Source organism: Arthrobacter sp. StoSoilB22 (assembly GCF_019977315.1).
GTDB lineage: Bacteria > Actinomycetota > Actinomycetes > Actinomycetales > Micrococcaceae > Arthrobacter.
This window is the reverse complement of record NZ_AP024652.1, coordinates 1398407-1420671: the sequence shown is the minus strand read 5'-3', so window position 1 is coordinate 1420671 and position 22265 is coordinate 1398407. Positions and strand designations below refer to the sequence as shown.

Genomic DNA, 22265 nt, shown 5'->3' with positions numbered 1-22265 from the left:
CTGGATAGGCTCTGACCATGTTGATCGTCACCTCCAACGAAATCCCGGGTCACCGGATCGACGCCGTCTTCGGCGAAGTCATGGGCCTCACTGTCCGTTCGCGCGATATCGGCTCCCAGATGCTGGCCGGCTTTCGCTCCCTGGGCGGCGGAGAGCTGCCCGAAATGACCAAGGCACTGTACGAAAGCCGTCAGGAAGTCATGGCACGCATGGTCAATGAAGCGCAGCAGCGTGGAGCGAACGCCATTGTGGCCATGCGGTTCGACACCTCGGAAATGGGCACCAACTGGACCGAAGTGTGCGCCTACGGCACTGCCGTCTATGTCCTGCCGCTGGGTGAGGGCGAGCCTGGAGCGACGGGACAGTCGGTCTACCTAACCAAGACGGCCGCTCAGCAGCCGGCCCAGCCGCAGCAGCCCGGACAGCCACAGCAGTTCACCCCACCCACTCCCCCGGCCCAGCCTCACCAGTTCTAATCTGAGATTCCACGTCCCGCTCTGGTTCGCCACCCCGCCCTCCGCAGGCGAGGGCGACGAACCGGGGCGGGACTTTTCTTTGCCCATATCCGGCTCAAATTGCGCAGAGTGCAAACTTGCACTTAGTGTAAGTATGTGACCCAAACCAAAAGCCAGGAAGCGATTGCGGAGTCGCCCAACACTGCTGAGCAATCGACGCCCTCACGGCGCGAACTCAACAAGGCGGCCACCCGCAGCTCCATTGCGTCCGCAGCCCTGGACCTTTTGCGCAGCAACGGGCCAGGCAACTTCACCGTGGAAGACATCGCCGCCAGCGCAGGTGTCTCGCGGCGAACTTTCTTCAACTACTTCCCCAGCCTCGAAGCAGCACTGGCCTCCGTAGCCGATGGCTTCATGGACCACGCACTGGAGCAGTTCCGGCTGCGCCCTGCAGAGGAGTCGATCCTCGAATCGGCCCAGGCAGCCCTCATGGCGCTGGCCGATCCAATGTCCGTGGCGCCCATGGCTGAACTGTTCAGTCTGACCCAGGACAACCGACAGCTTGCACGCTCCGAGCTTGAAGCCTGGGAGCACTGCACAGCGCAGATCATTGACGCCGCCCGCGGCAGGCTCGGCGCCGGGATCAGTGAACTCTACCTTCACGCCCTGGCGGGATCCGTCATCTCCTGCGGCAAAGCAGCCATGACCGTCTGGTTCATCGAACGCGGACCCGACCTCTCACAGGAATCCCTGGCGGTCCTTCGCCAGCACCTCATCGATGCGATGGGTCTTCTCGGTGCCGGCTTCGCGCCGCCGTCGAACGCTTTCTCCACCGTCACTACGGCTCCCCCTTCCGTTCCAACCACCAAAGATCGGTTCTGACATGGCCTCGTTCCTCTACCGCCTCGGCAAGTTTTCGTATCGCCGCCGCTGGCTCGTCATCTCCATTTGGCTGGCCGTCATGGTAGCTGTAGGCGGCTCGGCCGCAGCATTCCACGGCACCATGTCCAACAACTTCACCATCCCGGGCACCGAAACCCAGCAGATGGCGGACAAGCTCAAGGAAGCCCTGCCTGAATCATCGGGCGGCTCGGCCAGCGTGGTGTTCGACGCCGGAGATGCCGGTTTCGACCAAGCCAAGAAGGACGCGGTTGCAGCCGCGCTCACCAAACTGGAAGCCATGCCTGACGTGCAGGGGACGGTCAACCCGTTCACCACCCAGGAGCAACTGGACAAGTCCGCCGGCGAGATCGCCGCCGGCGAGGCCAAAGCCGCAGAAGGCAAGGCCCAGCTGGACGCCGCCCGTGCACAGTTGGAAGCGGGCGAGGCGCAACTCACCGGCGTTGAACAGCAGCTCGCTGCATCAGGCCTCACCCCCGCCCAGATTGAAGCCCAACTGGCGCCGCAGCGCGCTGAACTTGCTGCCACCAAGGAAAGGCTCGACGCCGGAGCGAAGGAGGCTGCCGACGGCGCCGCCACGCTGGCGCTCGGCAAGCGACAGCTCGAAGCATCCCAGGGGCTCCGCTTTGTTTCCAGCGACAACAAAGCCGCAGTAGCGCAAGTCCAGTTCAAGACCTCGATCAATGCCGTTGACCCGGCTGTCCGCGAGGAAGTCCAGGAGATCGTCCACGGAGTCTCCTCGGCCGGCGTCACTGCCTACGCCAGTAAGGAAATCACCGAGGACGTCTCCGAGATCTTCGGCATCGCTGAAATTGTGGGCGTCGCAGTCGCAGCTCTGGTCCTGATACTCATGCTCGGCACCTTGATCGCTGCCGGACTGCCGCTGGTAATGGCCCTCATCGGTGTTGCTGTGGGTGTTGGCGGTACGTTCGCCCTGACCAGCGTGATCGACATGAGCTCCATCTCGCCCATGCTGGCCCTGATGCTCGGACTTGCGGTGGGTATTGATTACTCCCTGTTCATCGTCAACCGCCACCGGACACAGCTTCTGGCCGGCATGGACGCCGAAGAATCCGCAGCACTGGCCACCGGCACCTCGGGCAACGCCGTGCTGTTTGCCGGTCTGACAGTCATCATCGCCCTGGCTGCCCTCGTAGTTCCGGGTCTGCCGTTCCTAGCCGTCATGGGTGTTGCAGCCGCAGCGACAGTGGGTGTCGCCGTCGTCGTCGCCTTGACCCTGACGCCCGCGGTCCTGGCGCTGATCGGCCCCAGGCTCATCTCCAAGCGCGCTTGGGCCAAGGCCGCCAAGCACAACGCCGAACCCGGGCACGAAGCTGCCGATCGCGAACGCGAGGAGAAGCGCAGCAGCGGCGGCTGGGGCGGTATGGTCACCCGTCATCCGTGGGTTGCACTAGTGGCAAGCATCGCCCTACTGGGCGCTTTGGCTCTCCCGGCTTCACAGTTGCGGCTGGCACTTCCCGACGGCGGCTCGGAGCCGGTGGATTCGCAAGCCTTCAAGGCCTACGACCTCACGCGCAGCAGCTTCGGCGAAGGTGTGACGGGACCGATCATCGTGGTAGGCGAATTCCCTGAGGGCCTCAGCGAGAATGACGCCAAAAACAAGCAGTTCGACGTAGCGGACCAGCTTCGTAGTGTTGAGAATGTAGTCGCAGCCGTGCCGGTGGCGCTGAGCGAGGACCGCCGCACCACCGTCTTCCAGGTCATTCCCAAAGAAGGCCCGGCCAGCGCCGGCACCGTGCAGGTGGTGTCCGATCTCCGTGCCAAGGGAACCGCGATCAGCGAAGACCTTGATGTGCAGATCGGCCTGACCGGTCAGACGGCAGGCAACATCGATGTTTCCAACAAGCTGGGCGCCGCTTTGCCGCCCTACTTGGCGATTGTGGTGGGACTCTCGCTGCTGCTGTTGCTGTTGGTCTTCCGCTCGATCGTGGTGCCGTTGCTGGCTACCGGTGGATTCCTGCTCTCGCTTGCCGCAGCGTTTGGTGCCGTGGTTGCCGTCTACCAGTGGGGCTGGCTGGGAGGTATCTTTGACGTCGCCAATCCCGGCGCTGTCTTGAGCTTCCTGCCCATTATCCTGATCGGCGTGCTGTTCGGACTCGCCATGGACTACCAGGTGTTCATCACCTCCGGGATGCGGGAATCGTTCATGCACGGCGAATCTGCCAAGCATGCCGTCCGCTCCGGGTTCAGTCACGCCGCAGCTGTGGTCACCGCGGCCGCGATCATCATGGTTAGCGTATTCTCCGGCTTCATCTTCAGCCACCTCACCATGGTCCGGCCGCTTGGCTTCGCCATGGCATTCGGTGTGCTGATCGATGCCTTCGTAGTGCGCATGACCATCGTCCCCGCCGTCATGTACCTCTTGGGCGAGAAGGCCTGGTGGCTGCCCAAGTGGTTGGAGCGCATCCTCCCTGACGTGGATGTTGAAGGCGCCAAGCTGGAGCGGAGCGACCGTTCAAAGGCCGGCTCCGAGGAACTGGTCCACTAACGCTCACTCACATAACAACCAACAATCACGATCGCTCTCTCACTTGCTTGAGGCAAGTGAGAGAGCGATCGGTTTAAGTGCGCGGGATGTGAGAGACGGTTGGTATTAGGCTGGGGACCGTGACCCGATTGATTCTCGCCTCCCAGTCCCCTGCCCGCACCAAGCTGCTCACCGAGGCCGGGATCCGGCACGACGTCCTGGTCTCGGACGTGGACGAGGACGCGGTCCAGGCGAAATACGGCGTGACCGATGCCCACGACACCGCCCTGCTCCTGGCCCGCGCCAAGGCAGAGGCTGTCGCTTCCCTCCCTGAAGCTGAGGGCGCGCTGGTGATCGGTTGCGACTCCGTCTTCGAGTTCGACGGCGAGTCCCATGGCAAGCCCTACACGGCGGAGGTGGCGCGGGAGCGAATGCTTCGTATGAGCGGCTCGCAGGGGGTGCTTCACACGGGACACTGGTTGGTTGACTGCCGGGACACCGCCGCTGATGCGGACGACGACGAGGTAGCAGAGGGTTCAGACGCCGGAACTGCGGAAGGCACCGGAGCCACTGTTGGTGCTGTATCCAGCGCCGAGGTCCACTTCGCCCAAATGAGCACCAGCGACATCGACGCCTACATCGCCACTGGCGAACCCCTTCACTGCGCCGGCTCCTTCACTATCGACGGCCTGGGCGGGGCCTTCATCCGCAAGGTGGACGGCGACCCGCACGCCGTCGTCGGGCTTTCCATCTCTACTCTCAGGGACCTGCTGGTCCACGCAAACGTGGGCATCACGGAGCTGTGGGACACGAACCAGCAATAGAAGCGATTTGTAGCAACCCTACAAAGGAACATCGCCTCACACACGGAATCCCCCATCAATATGGGCGGAACCCTCACAATCGCGCTAGGCTCCTCAAGGACAGAAGGAGTCAACAACTTGTCAGCTAACCCGGCGCAGCCCATTTCCAGCCCTCTTACCAAGGTCTTGATTGCCAACCGCGGCGAAATCGCGGTCCGAATCATCCGAGCCGCCCGGGACGAAGGTATTGCCTCCGTAGCCGTTTACGCAGACCCTGACCGTGATGCCCTCCACGTCCGCCTTGCCGACGAAGCCTATGCGCTGGGCGGCAACACGGCGGCCGAGTCGTACTTGGTGATGGACAAGATCATCGACGTCGCCAAGCAGTCAGGCGCCGACGGCATCCACCCCGGCTACGGGTTCCTTGCCGAGAACGCCGAGTTCGCGGCCAAGGTCATTGACGCCGGCATCACCTGGATCGGCCCCTCTCCGGAAGCCATCTCCGCTTTGGGTGACAAGGTGCAGGCCCGTCACATCGCCGAGAAAGTGGGCGCTCCCCTGGTTCCGGGTACGGCTGACCCGGTCCAGAACGCGGACGAGATCCTGAAGTTTGCCGAGGAATTCGGGCTTCCTGTCGCTATCAAGGCTGCCTTCGGCGGCGGCGGACGCGGCATCAAAGTGGCCCGCACCATGGACGAAATCCCTGAGCTGTACGAATCCGCAGTCCGCGAAGCCGTCGCAGCTTTCGGCCGCGGCGAATGCTTCATCGAGCGGTTCCTTGACGCCCCGCGCCACGTGGAAACACAGTGCCTGGCCGATGCTTTCGGCAACGTGGTAGTTGTTTCCACCCGCGACTGCTCGCTGCAGCGCCGCAACCAGAAGCTTGTTGAGGAAGCCCCCGCTCCGTACCTCAGCGAAGAGCAGAACAAGCGTCTCTACGAGTCCTCCAAGGCCATCCTGAAGGAAGCCAACTACCTCGGTGCCGGCACCTGTGAGTTCCTGGTGGGCCAGGACGGCACCATTTCCTTCCTCGAGGTCAACACCCGCCTCCAGGTGGAGCACTGCGTGTCCGAGGAAGTCACGGGCATCGACCTCGTCCGCGAGCAGTTCCGCATTGCACGCGGCGAAGCACTTGGCTATGACGACCCCGAGGTCCGCGGCCACTCCTTCGAGTTCCGCATCACCGGCGAGGACCCGGGCCGCAACTTCATGCCCGCCCCCGGTACCATCACCACGCTGAAGAACCCCACGGGACCCGGCGTCCGGATCGACTCCGGCGTGGAGCAGGGCGACGTCATCAGCGGCAACTTTGACTCCATGCTCTCCAAGCTGATCATCACCGGAGCAACCCGCGAGCAAGCGCTTCAGCGTTCACGCCGCGCCTTGGAAGAGATGGTGGTTGATGGCATCCCCACCGTCATCCCCTTCGACCTCGCCGTGGTGACCGACCCCGCTTTCGCCCCGACGGAAGGCCCGTTCACCGTCCACACACGCTGGATCGAGACGGAGTTCGTCAACAGCATCCCGGCATGGTCAGCCAACGTTGCAGGCGCAGAGACGCCCGACGCCGGTGAGCGCCAGCGCGTGGTGGTGGAGGTTGGCGGCAAGCGCCTTGAGGTGGTCCTGCCGTCCGGCCTGGGTGGCAGCATCGCCGCAGTTTCCAGCGGTTCGGGCACCAAGTCCGGCAAGTCCAAGAAGCGCTCCCGTTCGGCTGGCGCCACGGCTGCAGCTGCCGGCGGCAACGCACTGACCTCCCCCATGCAGGGCACCATCGTGAAGGTGGCAGCCTCAGACGGTGACGTTGTGGCCGAGGGCGACCTGATCGTGGTCCTTGAAGCCATGAAAATGGAGCAGCCGCTCACAGCCCACAAGGCCGGTACAGTACGTGGCCTCTCCGCCACCGCTGGTGAGACCGTTGCCGCCGGCGCGGTCATCGCCACCATCGAGGACTAACGCAAAGAACCTCTTAACGACGCCGGCCCCGCACCGTTTGGTGCGGGGCCGGCGTCGTACTTGAGCTACCTAGGCGACGTTGTTTTCGTAGTCCATGTCCTTGGTCTCGCGTGTCAGCCAGAGGGCGATGAACGTCACCACGGCGGCGGCGGCCATGTAGGCGCCCACCAGCCAGGTGCTGCCGTTGGCTGCAGACCAGAGCGCAATGGCCACGAACGAAGCAGGTGCTGCGCCGATCATCGAGGACAGGTTGTAAGCAACCGCCGACCCGGTGTAGCGGACGTTGGCCGGGAACAGTTCCGGAAGGATCGCTGCCATGGGTCCGAAGGTGAGGCCCATGAGTGTGAAGCCCACGATAAGACCAACCATCGCCGCTGCCTGGCCGGGACCGAACATGGTGAACCAGAGCGCACCGAACACGAAGATGCCCGCAGTGACTCCCAACAGGAACTTGCGGCGGCCCCACTTCTCAGCGAGCGGTCCGGAGACCACGGTGAAGATGCCAAAGAAGACGACGCCGATGATCAGCATCCAGAGGAAGTCGGACCGGGTGATTCCCAGGCCGGGAACAAACGCCGCCACTTGCTCCGGCGTCATGGGCGTACCGGCCTTCTCGGCCGCCGCCTGGGCGCCGGCAAGGGTGGGCTTGGTGCCGTAAGACAGGGTGAACGTGGTCATGATGTAGAAGAGCACGTAGGTGGCAAACATGATGAAGGTACCGGCCACCACGGGGCGCCAGTGGCTCTTGAGTGTAGCCGCGAGGGGCAGCTTCTGGACCTTTTCCTGCTCGATGACCTTGGTGAAGGATGCGCTCTCCACCAGCTTCAAACGAACGTAAAGGCCCACGATCACCAGCACGGCGCTGAGGATGAACGGAACCCTCCAGCCCCAGGCCAGGAACTCTTCGGCACTTAGGGAGACGTTCATCCAGATGAAGATGACGTTGGCAATGATGAAGCCGATGGGAGCACCCAGCTGCGGGAACGTTCCGTAGATGGCGCGCTTGCCTTCGGGGGCGTTCTCGGTGGCCAGCAACGCTGCGCCTGACCATTCTCCGCCCAAAGCGAGGCCTTGGAAGAAGCGGAGGATCACCAGCATGATCGGGGCCAGGATGGCCCACCCCGGCATGGAGGCCGTGGGCAGGAGACCGATAAGGAAGGTTGCAATACCCATGGTCAGCAACGAGGCCACCAGGGTGCCCTTGCGGCCGATCTTGTCACCAAAGTGGCCGAAGACCACGGCCCCGATGGGCCGTGCGAAGAAGGCGACACCGAAGATGGCGAACGCACTGAGCAGTGCATTGATGTCAGTGGCGTCGGGGAAAAAGAGCTTGGGGAAGACGAGCACTGACGCGGTGGCGTAGGCGTAGAAATCGTAGAACTCGATCGTCGTGCCGATCAGGCTCGCGAAGATCACCTTGCCCCGTGAGTTCACTGGCTTAGTGGACTCACCTTCCTTGGATGGTGCGGTGGAAGACATGTATTTGCAGCTTTCTTTTGCGCCGGCCGGTCCCCCAGGAGCCTGCCGGCGACGGATTATTCGAGAGTTCAATAATAGTTCCCACTGTCCATTGACTGGACAACCAAGTCCAACATGCGGACAGACAAGAAAATCTCACCTTGTGGTCCGCGCCACACTACCTCACCATCGCCTCACGCGCCGGTGACCCCGCCGATAGGGAAATGTCACAGGGCGTTTACAAACGGCGACCGTCCACGAAATGCGCCAAACCTACCTTGGAAGAACAACGTCCCCACCAAGGAGGCATTTCCGTGACAGTTGACCGCACCGCAGATGCACTGGCTCCCGCCCAGTCCACTGCCACCGCCACTTCCACCCTTGAACACCGCCCCGGCCGCTGGATCGCCAACTGGGATGCCGAAGACAAGGGCCAATGGGAGTCCGAAGGCCGGTCCATCGCCAAGCGCAATCTCAATTGGTCCATCTTCGCCGAATTCCTCGGCTTCGTCGTCTGGCAGTTGTGGTCCATTGTGGTGGTCCAGCTGCCCGCGGCCGGATTTCAGTTCGACACCAACCAGATCTTCTGGCTCATCTCCATTCCCAGCCTGGTAGGCGCCACGCTCCGGATTCCCTACACCTTCATGGTCCCCAAGTTCGGTGGCAGGAACTGGACCATCGTCTCGGCGCTGCTCCTGCTGATCCCCACAACAGGACTGGCCATCTGCGTCTCCAATCCGGAGACACCGTTCGGCATCATGCTCCTCATGGCTGCACTTGCCGGCTTCGGTGGCGGCAACTTCGCCAGCTCGATGGCCAACATCACCTTCTTCTACCCCGCCCGCGAAAAGGGCTGGGCGCTGGGCCTGAACGCAGCAGGCGGAAACCTCGGTGCCGCCGTCGCGCAGCTTGTTGTGCCCATCGCCATCACCCTTCTTGCTGCCGGAACCGTCAACTTGCCCATGGCTGGCATCATCTGGATCCCGCTGATCATCATCGCCGCCTTTGGCGCCTACAAGTACATGAACAACCTCACCAGCGCCAAGGGTGACGTGGCCGGTTCCCTGGCCGCCCTGAAGGAACCGCACCTGTGGATCATGGCCTTCCTCTACATTGGAACGTTCGGTTCGTTCATCGGCTTTGCCGGCGTCTTCCCCAAGCTGATCAAGGACTACTTCCCGGACTTCTCCTCCATTCATGTTGGCGCTGTGGCGCTATCGCTGGCCTTCCTCGGCCCGCTGGTTGGTTCCCTGGCCCGCCCTTATGGCGGACGCATGGCCGACCGCATGGGTGGCGCGCGGATGACCATCGCCTCGTTCGCTTCCATGGCCGTCATCACACTGACCATGATCTGGACGCTGCCCCTGAAGAACTTCTGGCTCTTCCTCACCTTGTTCCTGCTGCTCTTCCTGGCCAGCGGCTTCGGTAATGGCGCAACGTACCGCATGATCCCGGTCATCTTCGCGACGTCCAGCCGCGCAGCCCGAGCAGGAGCCCCGAGCGCCACCACGGCACGCCTGGCGTCTTCCTCGCTGGGCCTGATCTCCGCGATCGGCGCCTACGGTGGCTTCGTCATCCCGCAGGTACTCAACGCCTCCAACTCGGCCAGCGGCTCGTACACCCCGGCGTTTTATGGATTCGTTGGAGCCTACGTCCTGATGCTCACCGTCTGCTGGGTCTGCTACATCCGCCCTGCCCAGAAGCGCAACACGATCGGACACATCTAGATGCCCAACGGCGCCGATACCCACTGCCCCTACTGCGCGCTCCAGTGCGCCATGAGGCTGACCCCCGCCGCACCCGCGGCGGGGGCAGTCCCCGCGCCGGGCGCAGCACCCGCCGTGCCCCTGGAAGTTTCGGGACGCGACTTCCCCACCAACCGGGGCGGGCTGTGCCGCAAAGGCTGGACATCGGCGTCGTTGTTGAATCACAACGGGCGCGTCACGGAGCCGATGCTCAAGGGCTCGGACGGCGTACACCAGCCCATCTCCTGGGACCAGGCGCTCATGCTCATCACGGCCGCCGTCAAGGACACCCAGCAGCAGCACGGGAACGACGCCGTGGGAGTCTTCGGCGGCGGCGGCCTCACCAACGAGAAGGCGTACATGCTGGGCAAGTTCGCCCGGCTGGCCCTCCGCACCTCCCGCATCGATTACAACGGCCGGTTCTGCATGTCATCCGCAGCAGCTGCCGGAAACCGGGCCTTTGGCGTGGACCGCGGACTCCCTTTCCCCGTCACCGATCTCGACACCGCCTCCGTAATCCTCATGCTCGGCTCCAACGTTGCCGAGACCATGCCTCCGTTCGTCCAGCATCTGCAAGGCGCACGGGATGCCGGCGGACTGATTGTGGTGGACCCCCGACGCTCGGCTACTGCTGCGTTTACGTCCGACGGCGGCGGCCTCCACTTGCAGCCGACGCCCGGCACCGATTTGGCACTCCTTTTGGGCATCAGCCACGTGGTGGTGCACGAGGGACTCACCGACGCCTCGTACATCGAGAAGAACACCAGCGGTTACGCAGCCGTGGTGCGCAGCCTCAACGCTTTCTGGCCGGAGCGCGTCCAGTCCATCACCGGTGTACCGGCCACCCTCATCCGCGAAACCGCACGCCGGCTCGCCCAAGGCGCCCGTGCCGGCGGCAGCTACATCCTTAGCGGCCGCGGCGTGGAGCAGCACGTTGACGGCACCGACACCGCCACCGCCGCGATCAACCTCAGCCTCCTGCTCGGACTGCCCGGCTCGGCCCGCAGCGGCTACGGCACCCTCACCGGCCAGGGCAACGGCCAGGGCGGCCGCGAACACGGCCAGAAGGCCGACCAGCTTCCCGGTTACCGCAAGATCACCGATCCTGCCGCCCGGGCCCACGTCGCTGGAGTGTGGGGCGTGGACGAGTCGCTGATCCCCGGACCAGGCCTGCCCGCCGTCGAACTTCTCAAGTCCCTGGGAAAGCCCGACGGCGTCCGTTGCCTTTTCGTCCACGGCGCCAATGTGGTGGTCTCGGCTCCTGATACCAACGCAGTGATCAAGGGATTGCGCAGCCTGGACTTCCTGGTGGTGTGCGACTTCTTCATGTCAGAGACCGCCGCCGAAGCTGACCTGGTCCTGCCGGTCACTCAGTGGGCCGAGGAAGAAGGAACGCTGACCAACTTGGAGGGCCGCGTGATCCGTCGCCGCCGCGCACTGACGCCTCCCCCGGGTGTTCGCAGCGAGTTGTGGCTCATGGCCAGGCTGGCTGAGCTCCTTGAAGCGCCCTCGACATTCAGCGACGACCCCGAGACCGTTTTCGAAGAGCTCCGCCTGGCATCCGCTGGAGGCCTGGCTGATTACTCGGGCATTGATTACGCCATGCTGGACCGCGGCGAGGCAGCCTACTGGCCGTATCCCGTGGGCAGCACCGGAACACCACGGCTCTTCTCTGACGGCTTCGCCCACGCTGACCGCAGGGCCGTCATGGTCCCGGTGACCCCGTCCAAGCGGGCTGTCCGTTCCTTTGCCGACGATTCGCTGGCCTTGGCAACCGGCCGGCTGTTGGAGCACTACCAATCCGGCGCCCAGACGCGCCGGGTGAGCGAACTCCTGGCATCGCAGCCGCAAGCCAGGCTCCTTATTCACCCGGGTACGGCGGCTTCGCGCGGCATTGCCGACGGCGACTACGCCACCGTCACCAACGAGCGCGGCGAAGTGCTTTGCCGTGCCGAGCTCAGCAACTCGGTCCGCCCGGACACCGTCTTCCTGCCGTTCCACTTCCCCGGCCAGGAAAACGCCAACCGCCTCACGGAGGCGGCCACAGATCCCATCTCCGGCATGCCGGAGTTCAAGACCAGCCGGGTATGGGTCCGGCGCGCAGTTTCCACCCAGGACCCGCCCTCCTACACCGTCCCGGAGGACACGCGGCTGCCACTGCACGTCAAGGAGGCATCATGAGCGAGCGCATTGTTGTTGTTGGATTCGGGCCTGTCGCTGCCCGGCTCGTGGACGAACTGCTCCCCGCCGTCCGCACCGGGCTGGTGCAGTTGCTGGTAGTGGGCCAGGAAACCGAGGCCGCGTATAACCGCGTGATGATCGCCGAACTGGGAGTCGGCCGCACCAGCGCCCAGGCTTTGGCCATGGCTGATGCATCCGACTTGGAGTCCGACGGCGTAGAGGTGCGGTTGGGCGTCACAGTCAAAAGAATCGACCGTGCCCGCCAGCACGTAGCGCTGTCCGATGGCAGCACTGAACACTACGACCGGCTGGTGTTCGCAACCGGATCCCGTCCCGTGATTCCCAACCTGACCGGCCTCAACCCGGATCCCTCCGGGCCTGTGCTCCCGGCGGGGGTGACTACCCTGCGTGATCTGCGCGATGCTGCCGTGCTTCGCGCTGCGGTTACCGGTGGAAAACGCGTGGTGGTCCTGGGTGGTGGCGTGCTCGGCTTGGAAACTGCCTTGGCCGCCTCGGAAGAAGGCGCCCGGACCACGGTGGTTCACAACGGTCCTTTCCCACTGGGCAGGAGCATCGATCGCGGCAGCGGATCAGTGCTTACCAACAGCTTGCGGGCCAGTGGAGTCCGGATGGCAGGCAACGCACGGTCAACAGGCGTGGAGACAGCCGGCCCCGGAGGCAGCTTCTCCGCATTGCTCCTCGACGACGGCTCGGCGATCGACGGCGACCTACTGGTGTTGTCCTGTGGTGTGCGCCCCCGTATCGAGTTGGCGGAGGGCTGTGGCCTCCCTACCGGCGCCGGTATCCTTGTGGACCATCATCTCCGGACTTATCACGAGCCCCACATGTTCGCGATCGGCGACTGCGCCGAAGTTCGCTGCCCTGACGCCGCGTGCGTTGATTGCCGGACTGCTTCCGGCCCCTCGGGCCTCGTCGGTCCGGGCTGGCGGCAGGCCGAATGGTTGGCCGAGTACCTCGTGGTCCTGGCCCGTGATGGCCAGATTGCCGCAGATGCTTTGGAAGCACTACCGAAGGAGAAGCCCGGCGTCATTGTCCTCAAGGCCCGCGGCGTCAACCTGGCAGTGGCAGGAGACAACCAGGCCGATCCCTGGGACGAGGAGTTGCTGGAAGCCGGGGCCGCGTCCGGGCGCGCCCGCAGGCAGATTTCCCAATGGGCTGATCCGGAACACGGCCGCTACGTCAAGATGACCACACGCGGCGGAGTGCTTGAAGGCCTGGTTGCCGTGGGCATGCCCCGGACAGCCGCTGAGCTGGTGGTTCTGTTCGAGCGCTCCTCGGAGCTGCCCGCTGACCGGTCCTTGCTGCTCAGGCTCGACGGACCAGACCAGCTGGATTCCGGGGCCACCAGCAACGATCCCCAGCGGACCGTCTGCCGTTGTGCCGGAGTGAGCGCGGCCAGCATCGAGGACTCCGTGGTGGAGGGCTGCTCTTCCGTGGCCGAGGTATCGAAGGCAACCCGCGCAGGAACAGGCTGCGGAGGGTGCCACGAGGACATCAAGGGGATCATCGAAAAACACTTCCAAGCGGCTGCCGCATAACTCCTTATACGCCGAACAGCCGCCAGCACCCTGAAAAGCTGCGAAATCGCCGGTCCGGAACCGCGGTCTCGCAGCTTTCCGGCGCGCTCGCGTCCACCCGCACCTGGGCAGGCCAACGGGCGCAAGCGGCGGAGCTACATGTGTACGTGAAGGCGCCGGGCGGCCTCGGAAATGGAGCCGGTCAGCGACGGGTAGACAGTGAATGCACTGGCCACATCGTCCACGTGGAGTTTCTGCGTCACGGCCACGGAGATCGGGAAGATGAGTTCGGATGCGTTCGGACCCACCACCACGCCACCGATCACGGTGCCGGATCCCTTGCGGGCAATGATCTTGACGAAGCCATCCTTGGTGTTGCGCATCTTGGCGCGGGCGTTGCTGAGCAGGGACAACATCACCACGTCGCCCTGGTACTTGCCGGATGCGAGGTCGGCTTCGGAGACGCCCACGGAGGCGATTTCGGGGGACGTGAAGATGTTGGAGGCCACCTGGTTGAGCTTCAGCGGCTTCACGCCATCACCCATGAAGTGTGCAATCGCGATGCGGCCCTGCATGGCTGCAACGGATGCCAGGGCGAAGACACCAGTGCAGTCGCCGGCAGCGTAAATGTTGGGGGCGGTGGTGCGGGAAACGCCGTCCACCTTGATGTGCCCGGACTCCGTGAGGGTCACGCCTGCTTCTTCAAGGCCGATGCCGGCAGTGTTGGGGATGGAACCAACACACACCAGGCAGTGCGTACCTGTCACGATCGATCCGTCACCCAAGGTGACCTTAACGCCGTCGTCCGTCCGCTCCACTGCGTTGGCGCGGGACTTGGACAGCACCCGCACGCCGCGACGCTCGAAGACGCCTTCCAGCAGCTTCGCGGCGTCCGTGTCCTCGCCGGGGAGAACCTGGTCACGGCTGGAAATCAGCGTCACCTTGGAACCCAAACCGTTGTAGGCGGAGGCGAATTCGGCACCAGTGACGCCCGAACCCACAACAATCAATTCTTCGGGGAGCTCGTCCAGGTTGTAGATCTGGGCCCAGTTCAGGATGCGTTCGCCGTCGGGCTTGGCCGTGGGCAGTTCACGGGGGTGGGCGCCAACGGCCAGCAGGATAGCGTCGGCATCAATAGTGCGGGTGCCATCAATGGTGAGGACCTCGATGGTGTTGTTGTCCAGAAGTTTGCCCGAACCGATGACAATCTCCACGCCCAGGCGCTCGAGGCCGGCACGAATGTCCTCGGACTGCCCATGGGCAAGGTTCAGGACGCGATCGTTGATGTGCTTGAGGTCGGCGCGGGGCTTCGAAGCCGTGCCGTCGCCGTCGAACTTCACTCCCAGCTCATCCGCCTCACCGACGCGGGTCATGAGGTCGGCGGTGGCAATCAGGGTCTTGGAAGGCACGACGTCGGTCAGCACGGCTGAGCCGCCGAGGCCCGCCCGCTCTACGATGGTGACGTGGGCGCCGAGCGAGGCAGCCACCATGGCAGCTTCATATCCGCCGGGACCACCTCCCAGGATCGCGATACGGGGGGCACTGAAGTCAACTTGGGTGGTCACAATCCTCAATTCTCGCTCATCGCGACGTCGGCTGCCACTCAGCACACCCTCACCCGCTCTGGTATCCCTACCAAAGACCTGCGGCCACAGGGTAGCTTGTACCAGTGAGTAACACTGAGCTGATGAACACTGACCCTTTTGAGGCCGCGAAGGCAGCCGCGGACTTCATCGCCGCGGAGACCGGCGTCGAATCCCATGACGTAGCACTGGTGCTCGGATCCGGGTGGGCGGAAGCCGCCGATCTGATCGGCGAAACCACGGCCACCCTGAACGCATCCGAGGTTCCCGGTTTCCACAAGCCAGCAGTGGTGGGCCATGTTGGCACCATCCGCTCCGTCCTCACCAAGGAAGGCAAACGCGCCCTCGTTCTGGGGGCACGAACGCACTATTACGAAGGCCGCGGCGTACGATCGGTGGTGCACGGCGTTCGCACAGCCGCAGCTGCCGGCTGCAAAACTCTGGTGCTGACCAACGGTTGCGGCGGGCTCAATGAGGACTGGACCCCGGGTACGCCGGTACTGATCAGCGACCACATCAACCTCACCGCCACTTCCCCGCTTGAAGGCGCAACGTTCGTTGACCTCACGGACCTCTACTCCTCACGGATCCGTGACCTCGCCCGCGAGGTTGACCCCTCCCTCCAGGAAGGCGTGTACGCGCAGTTCACAGGCCCCCACTACGAGACGCCGGCGGAGGTCCAGTACGCCAAGCGGATCGGCGCAGACCTGGTGGGCATGTCCACCGCTTTGGAAGCCATTGCCGGCCGGCACGCGGGCATGGAAGTTTTCGGTATCTCCCTGGTCACCAACCTGGCAGCCGGCATCAGCCCTGTTCCTTTGAGCCACGCGGAAGTCCTGGAAGCCGGCCAGGCAGCGGGCAAGCGCATATCCAAACTGCTGGCGGAGATCATCGCCAAGCTCTAGCAGTCCAGCCGGATCGCGGGGCCGCCACTTCATGGCGGCCCCGCTTTTTTGTTTGCCATGGCAGGTCCCGGCCACCTCGGCGGGAAGGTAAACGCACAGTAAATTCACAGAATAAATCTGATGTGTGACGAAACATTTGATTCCCGCCCGGCTATTGTGCCACGCGCGCATGTTGGCAATGTAAGCGCTTGCGCACATACCTGCCGGTAACTGCAAGGTCGGGCGAAACGCCCTTTGATTTCGGACCTAACACGTGTCTAGCGTGGAGAGTGTTCCGGTAAGTCGACGTGCCGGAACCACCGCGGCGGACATCTCCATGGCTCCGCCGCTCCTCGAAACGATGGCGTCCCTCGGTGACGCCTCCAGCGGATCGACGGACGCCTGAGTACAGAAACCCCCAACCGGGGGTCAGGGCATGCGCCCCACTCCACGAAGTCCAACACTCCGCGAGAAGAGTAAGCATGAACACGCACTCAACCCCTCCACGGCCGCGCCGCCGGTTACGGCAGGCAGTAGCCGTCGCAGCAGCGGCCGGTGTGGCCGGCAGCATCCTGTTGGTAGCGCCAGCCGCGCAGGCCAACCTCCCGGCGGATCCGCCCTCGAGCACCATGCCGGCGCCAACGCCCGGCTTCCCACTGCCGACCACCCATACACAGCAGGCATATGATCCAGCGGCAGATTTCACGTCCAAGTGGACGCGAGCCGACGCCAAGCAGATCATGGCCCAGAGCAACCCCAACGTTGCCCCCGGGCAGAACTCCATGAGCCCCAACGTCACCATGCCGGAAATCCCCAAGGACTTCCCGGCCATGAACGAGGACGTGTGGGTTTGGGACACGTGGTCCCTGACGGACGAGAACGCCAACCAGATCAGCTACAAGGGCTGGGACGTCATCTTCTCCCTGGTTGCTGACCGGAACGCCGGCTACGGCTTCGACCAGCGCCACTGGAACGCCAGGATCGGCTACTTCTTCCGCAAGACCAACGCCGATCCTGCCAAGGATAAATGGAACTACGGCGGACACCTGTTCCTGGACAACACGTCCATCGGGAATACGGAGTGGTCCGGTTCCACGCGCCTCATGCAGGGCAACAAAATCAACGTCTTCTACACGGCCACCACGTTCTACGACGTCGCCGAACGGAACGCCGGCGGTGGCGGTATCGCTCCGGACGCCGCGATCGCCAAGGCACTGGGTACCATCCATGCCACCAAGGACGGCGTGAGCTTCGACGGCTTCCAGCACACCAAGCTGCTGGAACCGGACGGAAAGCTGTACCAGAACAAAGCCCAGAACCCCGGCTTCGCATTCCGTGACCCGTACACCTTCGCGGACCCCGCCCACCCGGGCAAGACTTTCATGGTCTTCGAAGGCAACACCGGCGGCACCCGCGGCTCCTACAAGTGCAAGCAGGAAGACCTTGGCTACCAACCGGGCGATCCCAACGCCGAGACCGTGGCCCAGGTCAACAGCACCGGGGCCTGGTACCAGACTGCCAACGTGGGACTCGCCGTTGCGGACAACAAGGACCTCACCAAGTGGAGCTTCCTGCCTCCCATCCTTTCCGCCAACTGCGTGAACGATCAGACTGAGCGTCCGCAGATCTTCATCCAGAACGAGAACGGCAAGAACAAGTACTATCTGTTCACCATCAGCCACCAGTTCACGTACGCAGATGGAATGCGCGGACCGGACGGCGTCTACGGCTTTGTCGGCAACGGTATCCGCTCCGACTACCAGCCGGTCAACAACAGCGGCCTGGCCCTGGGCTCCCCCACGGACCTGAACATGCCGGCCAACGCACCGGAGGGTCCGGACCCTCGCCAGAACGGCCGTCAGTTCCAGGCCTACTCGCACTACGTCCAGCCCGGCGGGCTCGTCCAGTCGTTCATTGACAATGTGGACGGCGTCCGCGGCGGCTCCCTGTCACCCACCGTGAAGATGAATTTCAAGGCCGGCGTGACCCAGGTTGATCGCAGCTTCGGCAAGAACGGTCTTGGGCCGTTCGGCTACCTTCCCACCAACGTCCGTGTTGGCGGCGAAGGCCTCTACAAGTAAGCAGTAACACCTCGGCCCTCAGGCCACGGCAGGGGTGACTGGTCCCGCGGGGACCGGCACCCCTGCCACCCCCAAACCCCCAGGATCTCCCCCATGACTTTTCCCAGCCCCCACCTTTCGCGTCGCCAAATGCTGGCCGCAAGTGCCGCCGTCGTGGTCGCCTTCTCCGCAGCGTCCTGCACACAGGCTGAAGGCCCGACGCCGGTCCCCGCCCCGGGCGGGCCCCGCCCGTCCGCGTCGGATCCGTGGCGGCCCGTGGCCCACCTGACGGCTGAAAAGAACTGGCTCAACGACCCCAACGGCCTCGTTTATCACGACGGTACCTATCACGCGTTTTACCAGTACAACCCCCGCGGAAACTCGTGGGGCAATATGTCCTGGGGCCACTCCACCAGCACTGATCTGGTCCATTGGGAGCAGCAACCCGTAGCCATGGAGGCAAGCCCGGAGGAAGAGATCTTCTCCGGCTGCATCGTGATGGACAAGAACAACGCCTCGGGACTCGGGTCGGCGGAGAATCCACCCATGGTGGCCCTCTACACCAGCGCCTACGGCAAGAACGGCGTGCTGCCCCAAGGCGCGCAGGCCCAGTCGGTGGCGTTCAGCGTGGACAACGGCATGACCTGGCAGAAGTACCAGGGAAACCCGGTCCTGAACCTGACACCCACCAACAACAACTTCCGTGACCCCAAAATCACTTGGTACGAGCCAGGCCGCTACTGGGTGATGACCACCGTGGTGGCCGACGCCCAGGTAGTGAAATTGTTCAAGTCCACCAACCTCCTCCGCTGGGAGTACCTGAGCGATTTCTCCGGCGTCGGCGCACAGGGAGGGCTCTGGGAAGTACCCGAACTCCTGCAGATGGATGTGGAGGACTCCACTGCCAAGAAGTGGGTCATGCTGCTGAGCATCAACCCCGGCGGCATTGCAGGCGGCTCGGGCATGCAGTACTTCGTGGGCGAATTCGATGGGACACGCTTTACCGCCGAGGATGCGGCCGCTCCCGACGCGCCGCTCGACGAATCCCAGTGGCTGGACCACGGCGCCGACTACTATGCCGCAAACTCCATTTCCGGGGCACCCGGGGACAAACCCGTACTCGTGGGGTGGATGGGCAACTGGGACTATGCCCAGGACGTGCCCACCACACCGTGGCGCGGTTCCATGGCGATTCCCCGTGAACTCACCCTGGTTCGGGGCGGGAAGAGGTTTGAGTTGCGATCCTCCATAGCCGGAGTGGCCCGGGGAACGATGGAACGCGCCGGTGAAGTGAAGAGCAAAAACCTCACCGTCGGCTCCGCAATCAAGGACCTCGGCCAGGACTTCCACCGGCGCACCCAGTTGATCGAGCTGGACATGGACCTGACGTCGGCGCGCGAGGCAGGCGTTCTCCTCCGGCACTCACCAGGCTCCGAGTCCGGGCTGCGCGTCTCCTATAACAAGGAGAGTGGGACTGTGAGGGTGGACCGTTCACAGGCCGGGACCACTAACTTCTCCCCTAAGTTCAGCCCGTTTCATGAAGTGGCGCTGCCCTCCCCCGGCACCAAGGTCCATCTCACCATCCTCCTGGACTCATCCTCCGTGGAAGTCTTCGCCGAGGGTGGCGACGTGGCTCTTTCTGACACGTTCTTCCCGGACTGGGATAGTGCGGCCTCCTCGGTGTTCAGCACGGGCGGCGACACGGACTTCACCATTACTTCCCGATCTCTTTGAACTCCTCTGAGGGGCGGGATCTCACCCTTTACGACCACTCATTGGGGCGGGATCCTGCACCTCGTTGCCCGCTAAGGTCTCATTGAGGATAGTTTTGACCCTATGACATCCAGCGATGCCGCATTCGAACAGCTGATCACCGACGCCCGCCAATGGGCTTCCCAAGACCCGGACCCGGCGACGGCGGCTGCTCTCGTCGAGCTGGCCGAGCTCGCCGAGAGCGGTGATGCGGGAGCAGCGCAGGAACTGGGCGACAGCTTCAACGGCACCCTGCAGTTCGGCACTGCCGGCCTTCGGGCAGCGCTCGGTCCCGGCCCCAACCGGATGAACCGCGTCGTCGTTCGCCGGGCAGCGGCAGGCCTCGCCGCTTTCCTCACCGAGACCATAGCCGCAGCGGCGCCAGGCACCCGGCCTCGCGCCGTCGTCGGCTTCGATGCCCGCTACAACTCGGACATCTTCGCCCAGGAAACCGCGGCAATCTTTACAGCAGCCGGCATCGAGACCTTCCTCATGCCGGCAGCACTTCCGACGCCGTTGCTCGCCTACGCGGTCCGGTCACTGAAGTGCGACGGCGGCGTGATGGTCACCGCCAGTCACAACCCGCCGCAAGACAACGGTTACAAGGTCTACCTCGGACGGCACGCCGTGACCGAAAGCGGACGCGGTTCGCAGATCGTGGCGCCATACGACGCGGAGATCGCAGCCAAGATCGAGGCTGTAGGTGCATTGGATTCGATCACGCTGGCAGAAGACGGCTGGACCGTGCTGCCCACGTCCATCGTCGCCGAGTACGAAGACGCCGTGGCCGCTTTGGTGGATCGGGACCATTTCCCGGCCCGGGACCTCAAAATCGTCCTCACACCCATGCACGGTGTTGGCGGTGAAACGGCTGTTTCCGTCCTCCACGCCGCGGGGTTCACCCACGTCACGCTGGTGGCCGAGCAAGCTGAGCCGGACCCGGACTTCCCCACCGTCGCGTTCCCCAATCCGGAGGAGCCCGGCGCCCTGGACCTGGCCCTCGCCGCGGCTGCAGAATCAGGTGCAGATATTGTTTTGGCCAACGACCCCGACGCCGATCGGGCCGCTGTTGCTGCGCTGGATCCCTCCACGGGAGCCTGGCGGATGCTCCGCGGCGACGAAGTGGGAGCGCTGCTGGGCGCGCACGTGGTGGCGCGCATGGCTGCCGCTGCCGGCGATGAGCCGCAGACGGGCGTGTTCGCTAACTCGATCGTGTCCTCCCGGCTACTCTCCCGCATCGCGGCCGCAGCAGGATATGCCCATGAGGAGACGCTCACCGGCTTCAAGTGGATTTCAAGGGTTCCCGGACTCAGCTACGGGTACGAGGAAGCCCTGGGATACTGCGTGGCGCCGGATTTGGTGCGCGACAAGGACGGCATCTCGGCGGCGGTGTTGATTGCGGAACTGGCAGCAGCAGCTAAGGCCGAGGGCAAAACGATCTTCGACACGCTGGACGACCTCTACTTGGTCCACGGACTGCATGCGAGCGACCAACTGAGCATACGAGTGGCTGACCTGGGTCTGCTCGATGCCATGATGAACCGTCTGCGGGTCAACCCGCCCGAAGCGTTCGGGGGCTCCGCCGTCGAGGTTTTCACCGATCTTGCCGAAGGAAGCGAAGCCCTGCCTCCCACGGACGGGCTGCTGTACCTCACAAGGGACCAGAGCCGCGTCATTATTCGTCCCAGCGGCACGGAGCCCAAGCTCAAGTGTTACCTGGAAGTCATCCAGGCTGTGGAGTCCGCGGCGGAACTTGCCGCCGCGCGCCAAGCAGCGCGAACGTCCCTGGATGATGTTCTCAGGGACGTCAGCGAAGCATTGGGTTTGTAAAACTCCTAGAGTTCAACCTCAATAAAACCATCCACCAAACGGGTGGCGAACGCGTCGAGCTTGAGTTCGGGGTTGGTGAAGCATTCGCCGGTTTCGAGGTCGTAGACCTCTTTGTGCAGCGGCGATGCGATGGTGGGCCGGGTTCCGCGGGATCCGATGATTCCGCGGGCCATAACGTTGGCGAGCGTCGCCGGATCCTGCTGCGCTACGGCGAAGACTTCGGTGGGTGCTGTGCGGAATAAGGCAACCTGACGTCCGGCGATCAGCGCGGCTTCGCCCCAAGCCAGTTCGAGTTCGTCCACCGCGCAAATACGGTGCCAGGCGGCGGTGGTGGTCAGGTCCTCGGCACGGTCCAGAATTACGGTCATTTCAGCCCCTCTCACAGTGTCCGGGTGCTGGTATTTTCACCGTCATTCCCCCGGACCGGGCCACACTTGCGGCCACTCCTCCAAGCTAAGACCACGGTGTTTCATCGGTTGTCCGTGTATGTGTCCAATGCGTAAAAGAGACCTCACACCTGATGAAATGCGTTCGTGATGCAGAAGTTAAGATCACGAAACATAAGGGAAACTGAAGCGAAACTGCCCGTCCCTAGGCTGGAAGCACACGTTGCGACAGATCCGTATGCAACATCT

Annotated in this window: 16 protein-coding genes; 13 read left to right on the top strand and 3 right to left on the bottom strand. The window is 63.7% G+C overall.

Features of this window, described 5'->3' with window-relative positions:
- Nucleotides 1-17 precede the first annotated feature (17 nt).
- The 5 genes from LDN70_RS06805 to LDN70_RS06785 all read left to right on the top strand — a co-directional run bounded on the left by LDN70_RS06805 (nucleotide 18) and on the right by LDN70_RS06785 (nucleotide 6599).
- Entirely contained in the window at nucleotides 18-476 is a 459-nt protein-coding gene (locus LDN70_RS06805; protein WP_142939790.1) for a YbjQ family protein, read from the top strand.
- Nucleotides 477-611: 135 nt separating this feature from the next.
- The gene (locus LDN70_RS06800) at nucleotides 612-1337 is read left to right on the top strand and encodes a TetR/AcrR family transcriptional regulator (protein WP_223942125.1); all 726 of its coding nucleotides are present in this window, start codon (nucleotides 612-614) and stop codon (nucleotides 1335-1337) included.
- Between the two features lies 1 nt (nucleotide 1338).
- Nucleotides 1339-3864 carry an MMPL family transporter gene (locus tag LDN70_RS06795; RefSeq protein WP_223942124.1) on the top strand — a complete coding sequence of 842 codons (2526 nt, stop codon included), beginning with the start codon at nucleotides 1339-1341 and terminating at the stop codon, nucleotides 3862-3864.
- A 119-nt stretch (nucleotides 3865-3983) separates the two neighbouring features.
- Nucleotides 3984-4667 (top strand): Maf family protein, encoded by a 684-nt coding sequence (locus tag LDN70_RS06790; protein WP_223942123.1) that lies wholly within the window; start codon nucleotides 3984-3986, stop codon nucleotides 4665-4667.
- 60 nt (nucleotides 4668-4727) lie between these two features.
- The gene (locus tag LDN70_RS06785; RefSeq protein ID WP_223942122.1) at nucleotides 4728-6599 is read left to right on the top strand and encodes an acetyl/propionyl/methylcrotonyl-CoA carboxylase subunit alpha; all 1872 of its coding nucleotides are present in this window, start codon (nucleotides 4728-4730) and stop codon (nucleotides 6597-6599) included.
- 69 nt (nucleotides 6600-6668) lie between these two features.
- On the opposite strand, the gene LDN70_RS06780 is transcribed toward LDN70_RS06785, so the two are convergent.
- Nucleotides 6669-8078 carry an MFS transporter gene (locus tag LDN70_RS06780; protein WP_223942121.1) on the bottom strand — a complete coding sequence of 470 codons (1410 nt, stop codon included), beginning with the start codon at nucleotides 8076-8078 and terminating at the stop codon, nucleotides 6669-6671.
- A 293-nt stretch (nucleotides 8079-8371) separates the two neighbouring features.
- Here LDN70_RS06780 and LDN70_RS06775 point away from each other — a divergent pair, with 293 nt between their 5' ends.
- From LDN70_RS06775 to LDN70_RS06765, 3 genes are read left to right on the top strand one after another with little or no spacing between them, the layout of a single operon-like run.
- Nucleotides 8372-9784: an MFS transporter gene (locus LDN70_RS06775; RefSeq protein ID WP_223942120.1), complete on the top strand. Its 1413-nt coding sequence runs from the start codon at nucleotides 8372-8374 to the stop codon at nucleotides 9782-9784.
- Nucleotides 9785-11983, top strand: a complete 2199-nt coding sequence (locus tag LDN70_RS06770) for a molybdopterin oxidoreductase family protein (RefSeq protein ID WP_223942119.1) — start codon at nucleotides 9785-9787, stop codon at nucleotides 11981-11983.
- Nucleotides 11980-13542 carry an FAD-dependent oxidoreductase gene (locus tag LDN70_RS06765; protein ID WP_223942118.1) on the top strand — a complete coding sequence of 521 codons (1563 nt, stop codon included), beginning with the start codon at nucleotides 11980-11982 and terminating at the stop codon, nucleotides 13540-13542. Before LDN70_RS06770 ends, LDN70_RS06765 begins: the two co-directional genes overlap by 4 nt.
- Before the next feature lie 134 nt (nucleotides 13543-13676).
- On the opposite strand, the gene LDN70_RS06760 is transcribed toward LDN70_RS06765, so the two are convergent.
- On the bottom strand, nucleotides 13677-15086 hold the full coding sequence (locus LDN70_RS06760) for an NAD(P)H-quinone dehydrogenase (protein WP_142939798.1): 1410 nt from the start codon (nucleotides 15084-15086) through the stop codon (nucleotides 13677-13679).
- 122 nt (nucleotides 15087-15208) lie between these two features.
- Here LDN70_RS06760 and LDN70_RS06755 point away from each other — a divergent pair, with 122 nt between their 5' ends.
- The 5 genes from LDN70_RS06755 (at nucleotide 15209) to LDN70_RS06740 (ending at nucleotide 21630) form a co-directional block, all read left to right on the top strand.
- Nucleotides 15209-16009 (top strand): purine-nucleoside phosphorylase, encoded by an 801-nt coding sequence (locus tag LDN70_RS06755; protein WP_187697247.1) that lies wholly within the window; start codon nucleotides 15209-15211, stop codon nucleotides 16007-16009.
- A 253-nt stretch (nucleotides 16010-16262) separates the two neighbouring features.
- Nucleotides 16263-16394 (top strand): hypothetical protein, encoded by a 132-nt coding sequence (locus tag LDN70_RS21125; RefSeq protein ID WP_274595841.1) that lies wholly within the window; start codon nucleotides 16263-16265, stop codon nucleotides 16392-16394.
- Between the two features lie 76 nt (nucleotides 16395-16470).
- A complete protein-coding gene (locus LDN70_RS06750; RefSeq protein WP_142939800.1) occupies nucleotides 16471-18069 on the top strand; it encodes a glycoside hydrolase family 68 protein in 1599 nt (532 codons plus the stop codon).
- A 93-nt stretch (nucleotides 18070-18162) separates the two neighbouring features.
- Nucleotides 18163-19782 (top strand): glycoside hydrolase family 32 protein, encoded by a 1620-nt coding sequence (locus LDN70_RS06745; protein ID WP_223942117.1) that lies wholly within the window; start codon nucleotides 18163-18165, stop codon nucleotides 19780-19782.
- 102 nt (nucleotides 19783-19884) lie between these two features.
- Complete coding sequence (locus tag LDN70_RS06740) at nucleotides 19885-21630, top strand: phospho-sugar mutase (protein WP_223942116.1); 1746 nt, start codon at nucleotides 19885-19887, stop codon at nucleotides 21628-21630.
- Nucleotides 21631-21635: 5 nt separating this feature from the next.
- Here LDN70_RS06740 and nirD read toward each other — a convergent pair whose 3' ends face one another.
- Nucleotides 21636-21998 carry a nitrite reductase small subunit NirD gene (gene nirD / locus LDN70_RS06735; RefSeq protein ID WP_166841400.1) on the bottom strand — a complete coding sequence of 121 codons (363 nt, stop codon included), beginning with the start codon at nucleotides 21996-21998 and terminating at the stop codon, nucleotides 21636-21638.
- Between the last annotated feature and the right edge of the window lie 267 nt (nucleotides 21999-22265).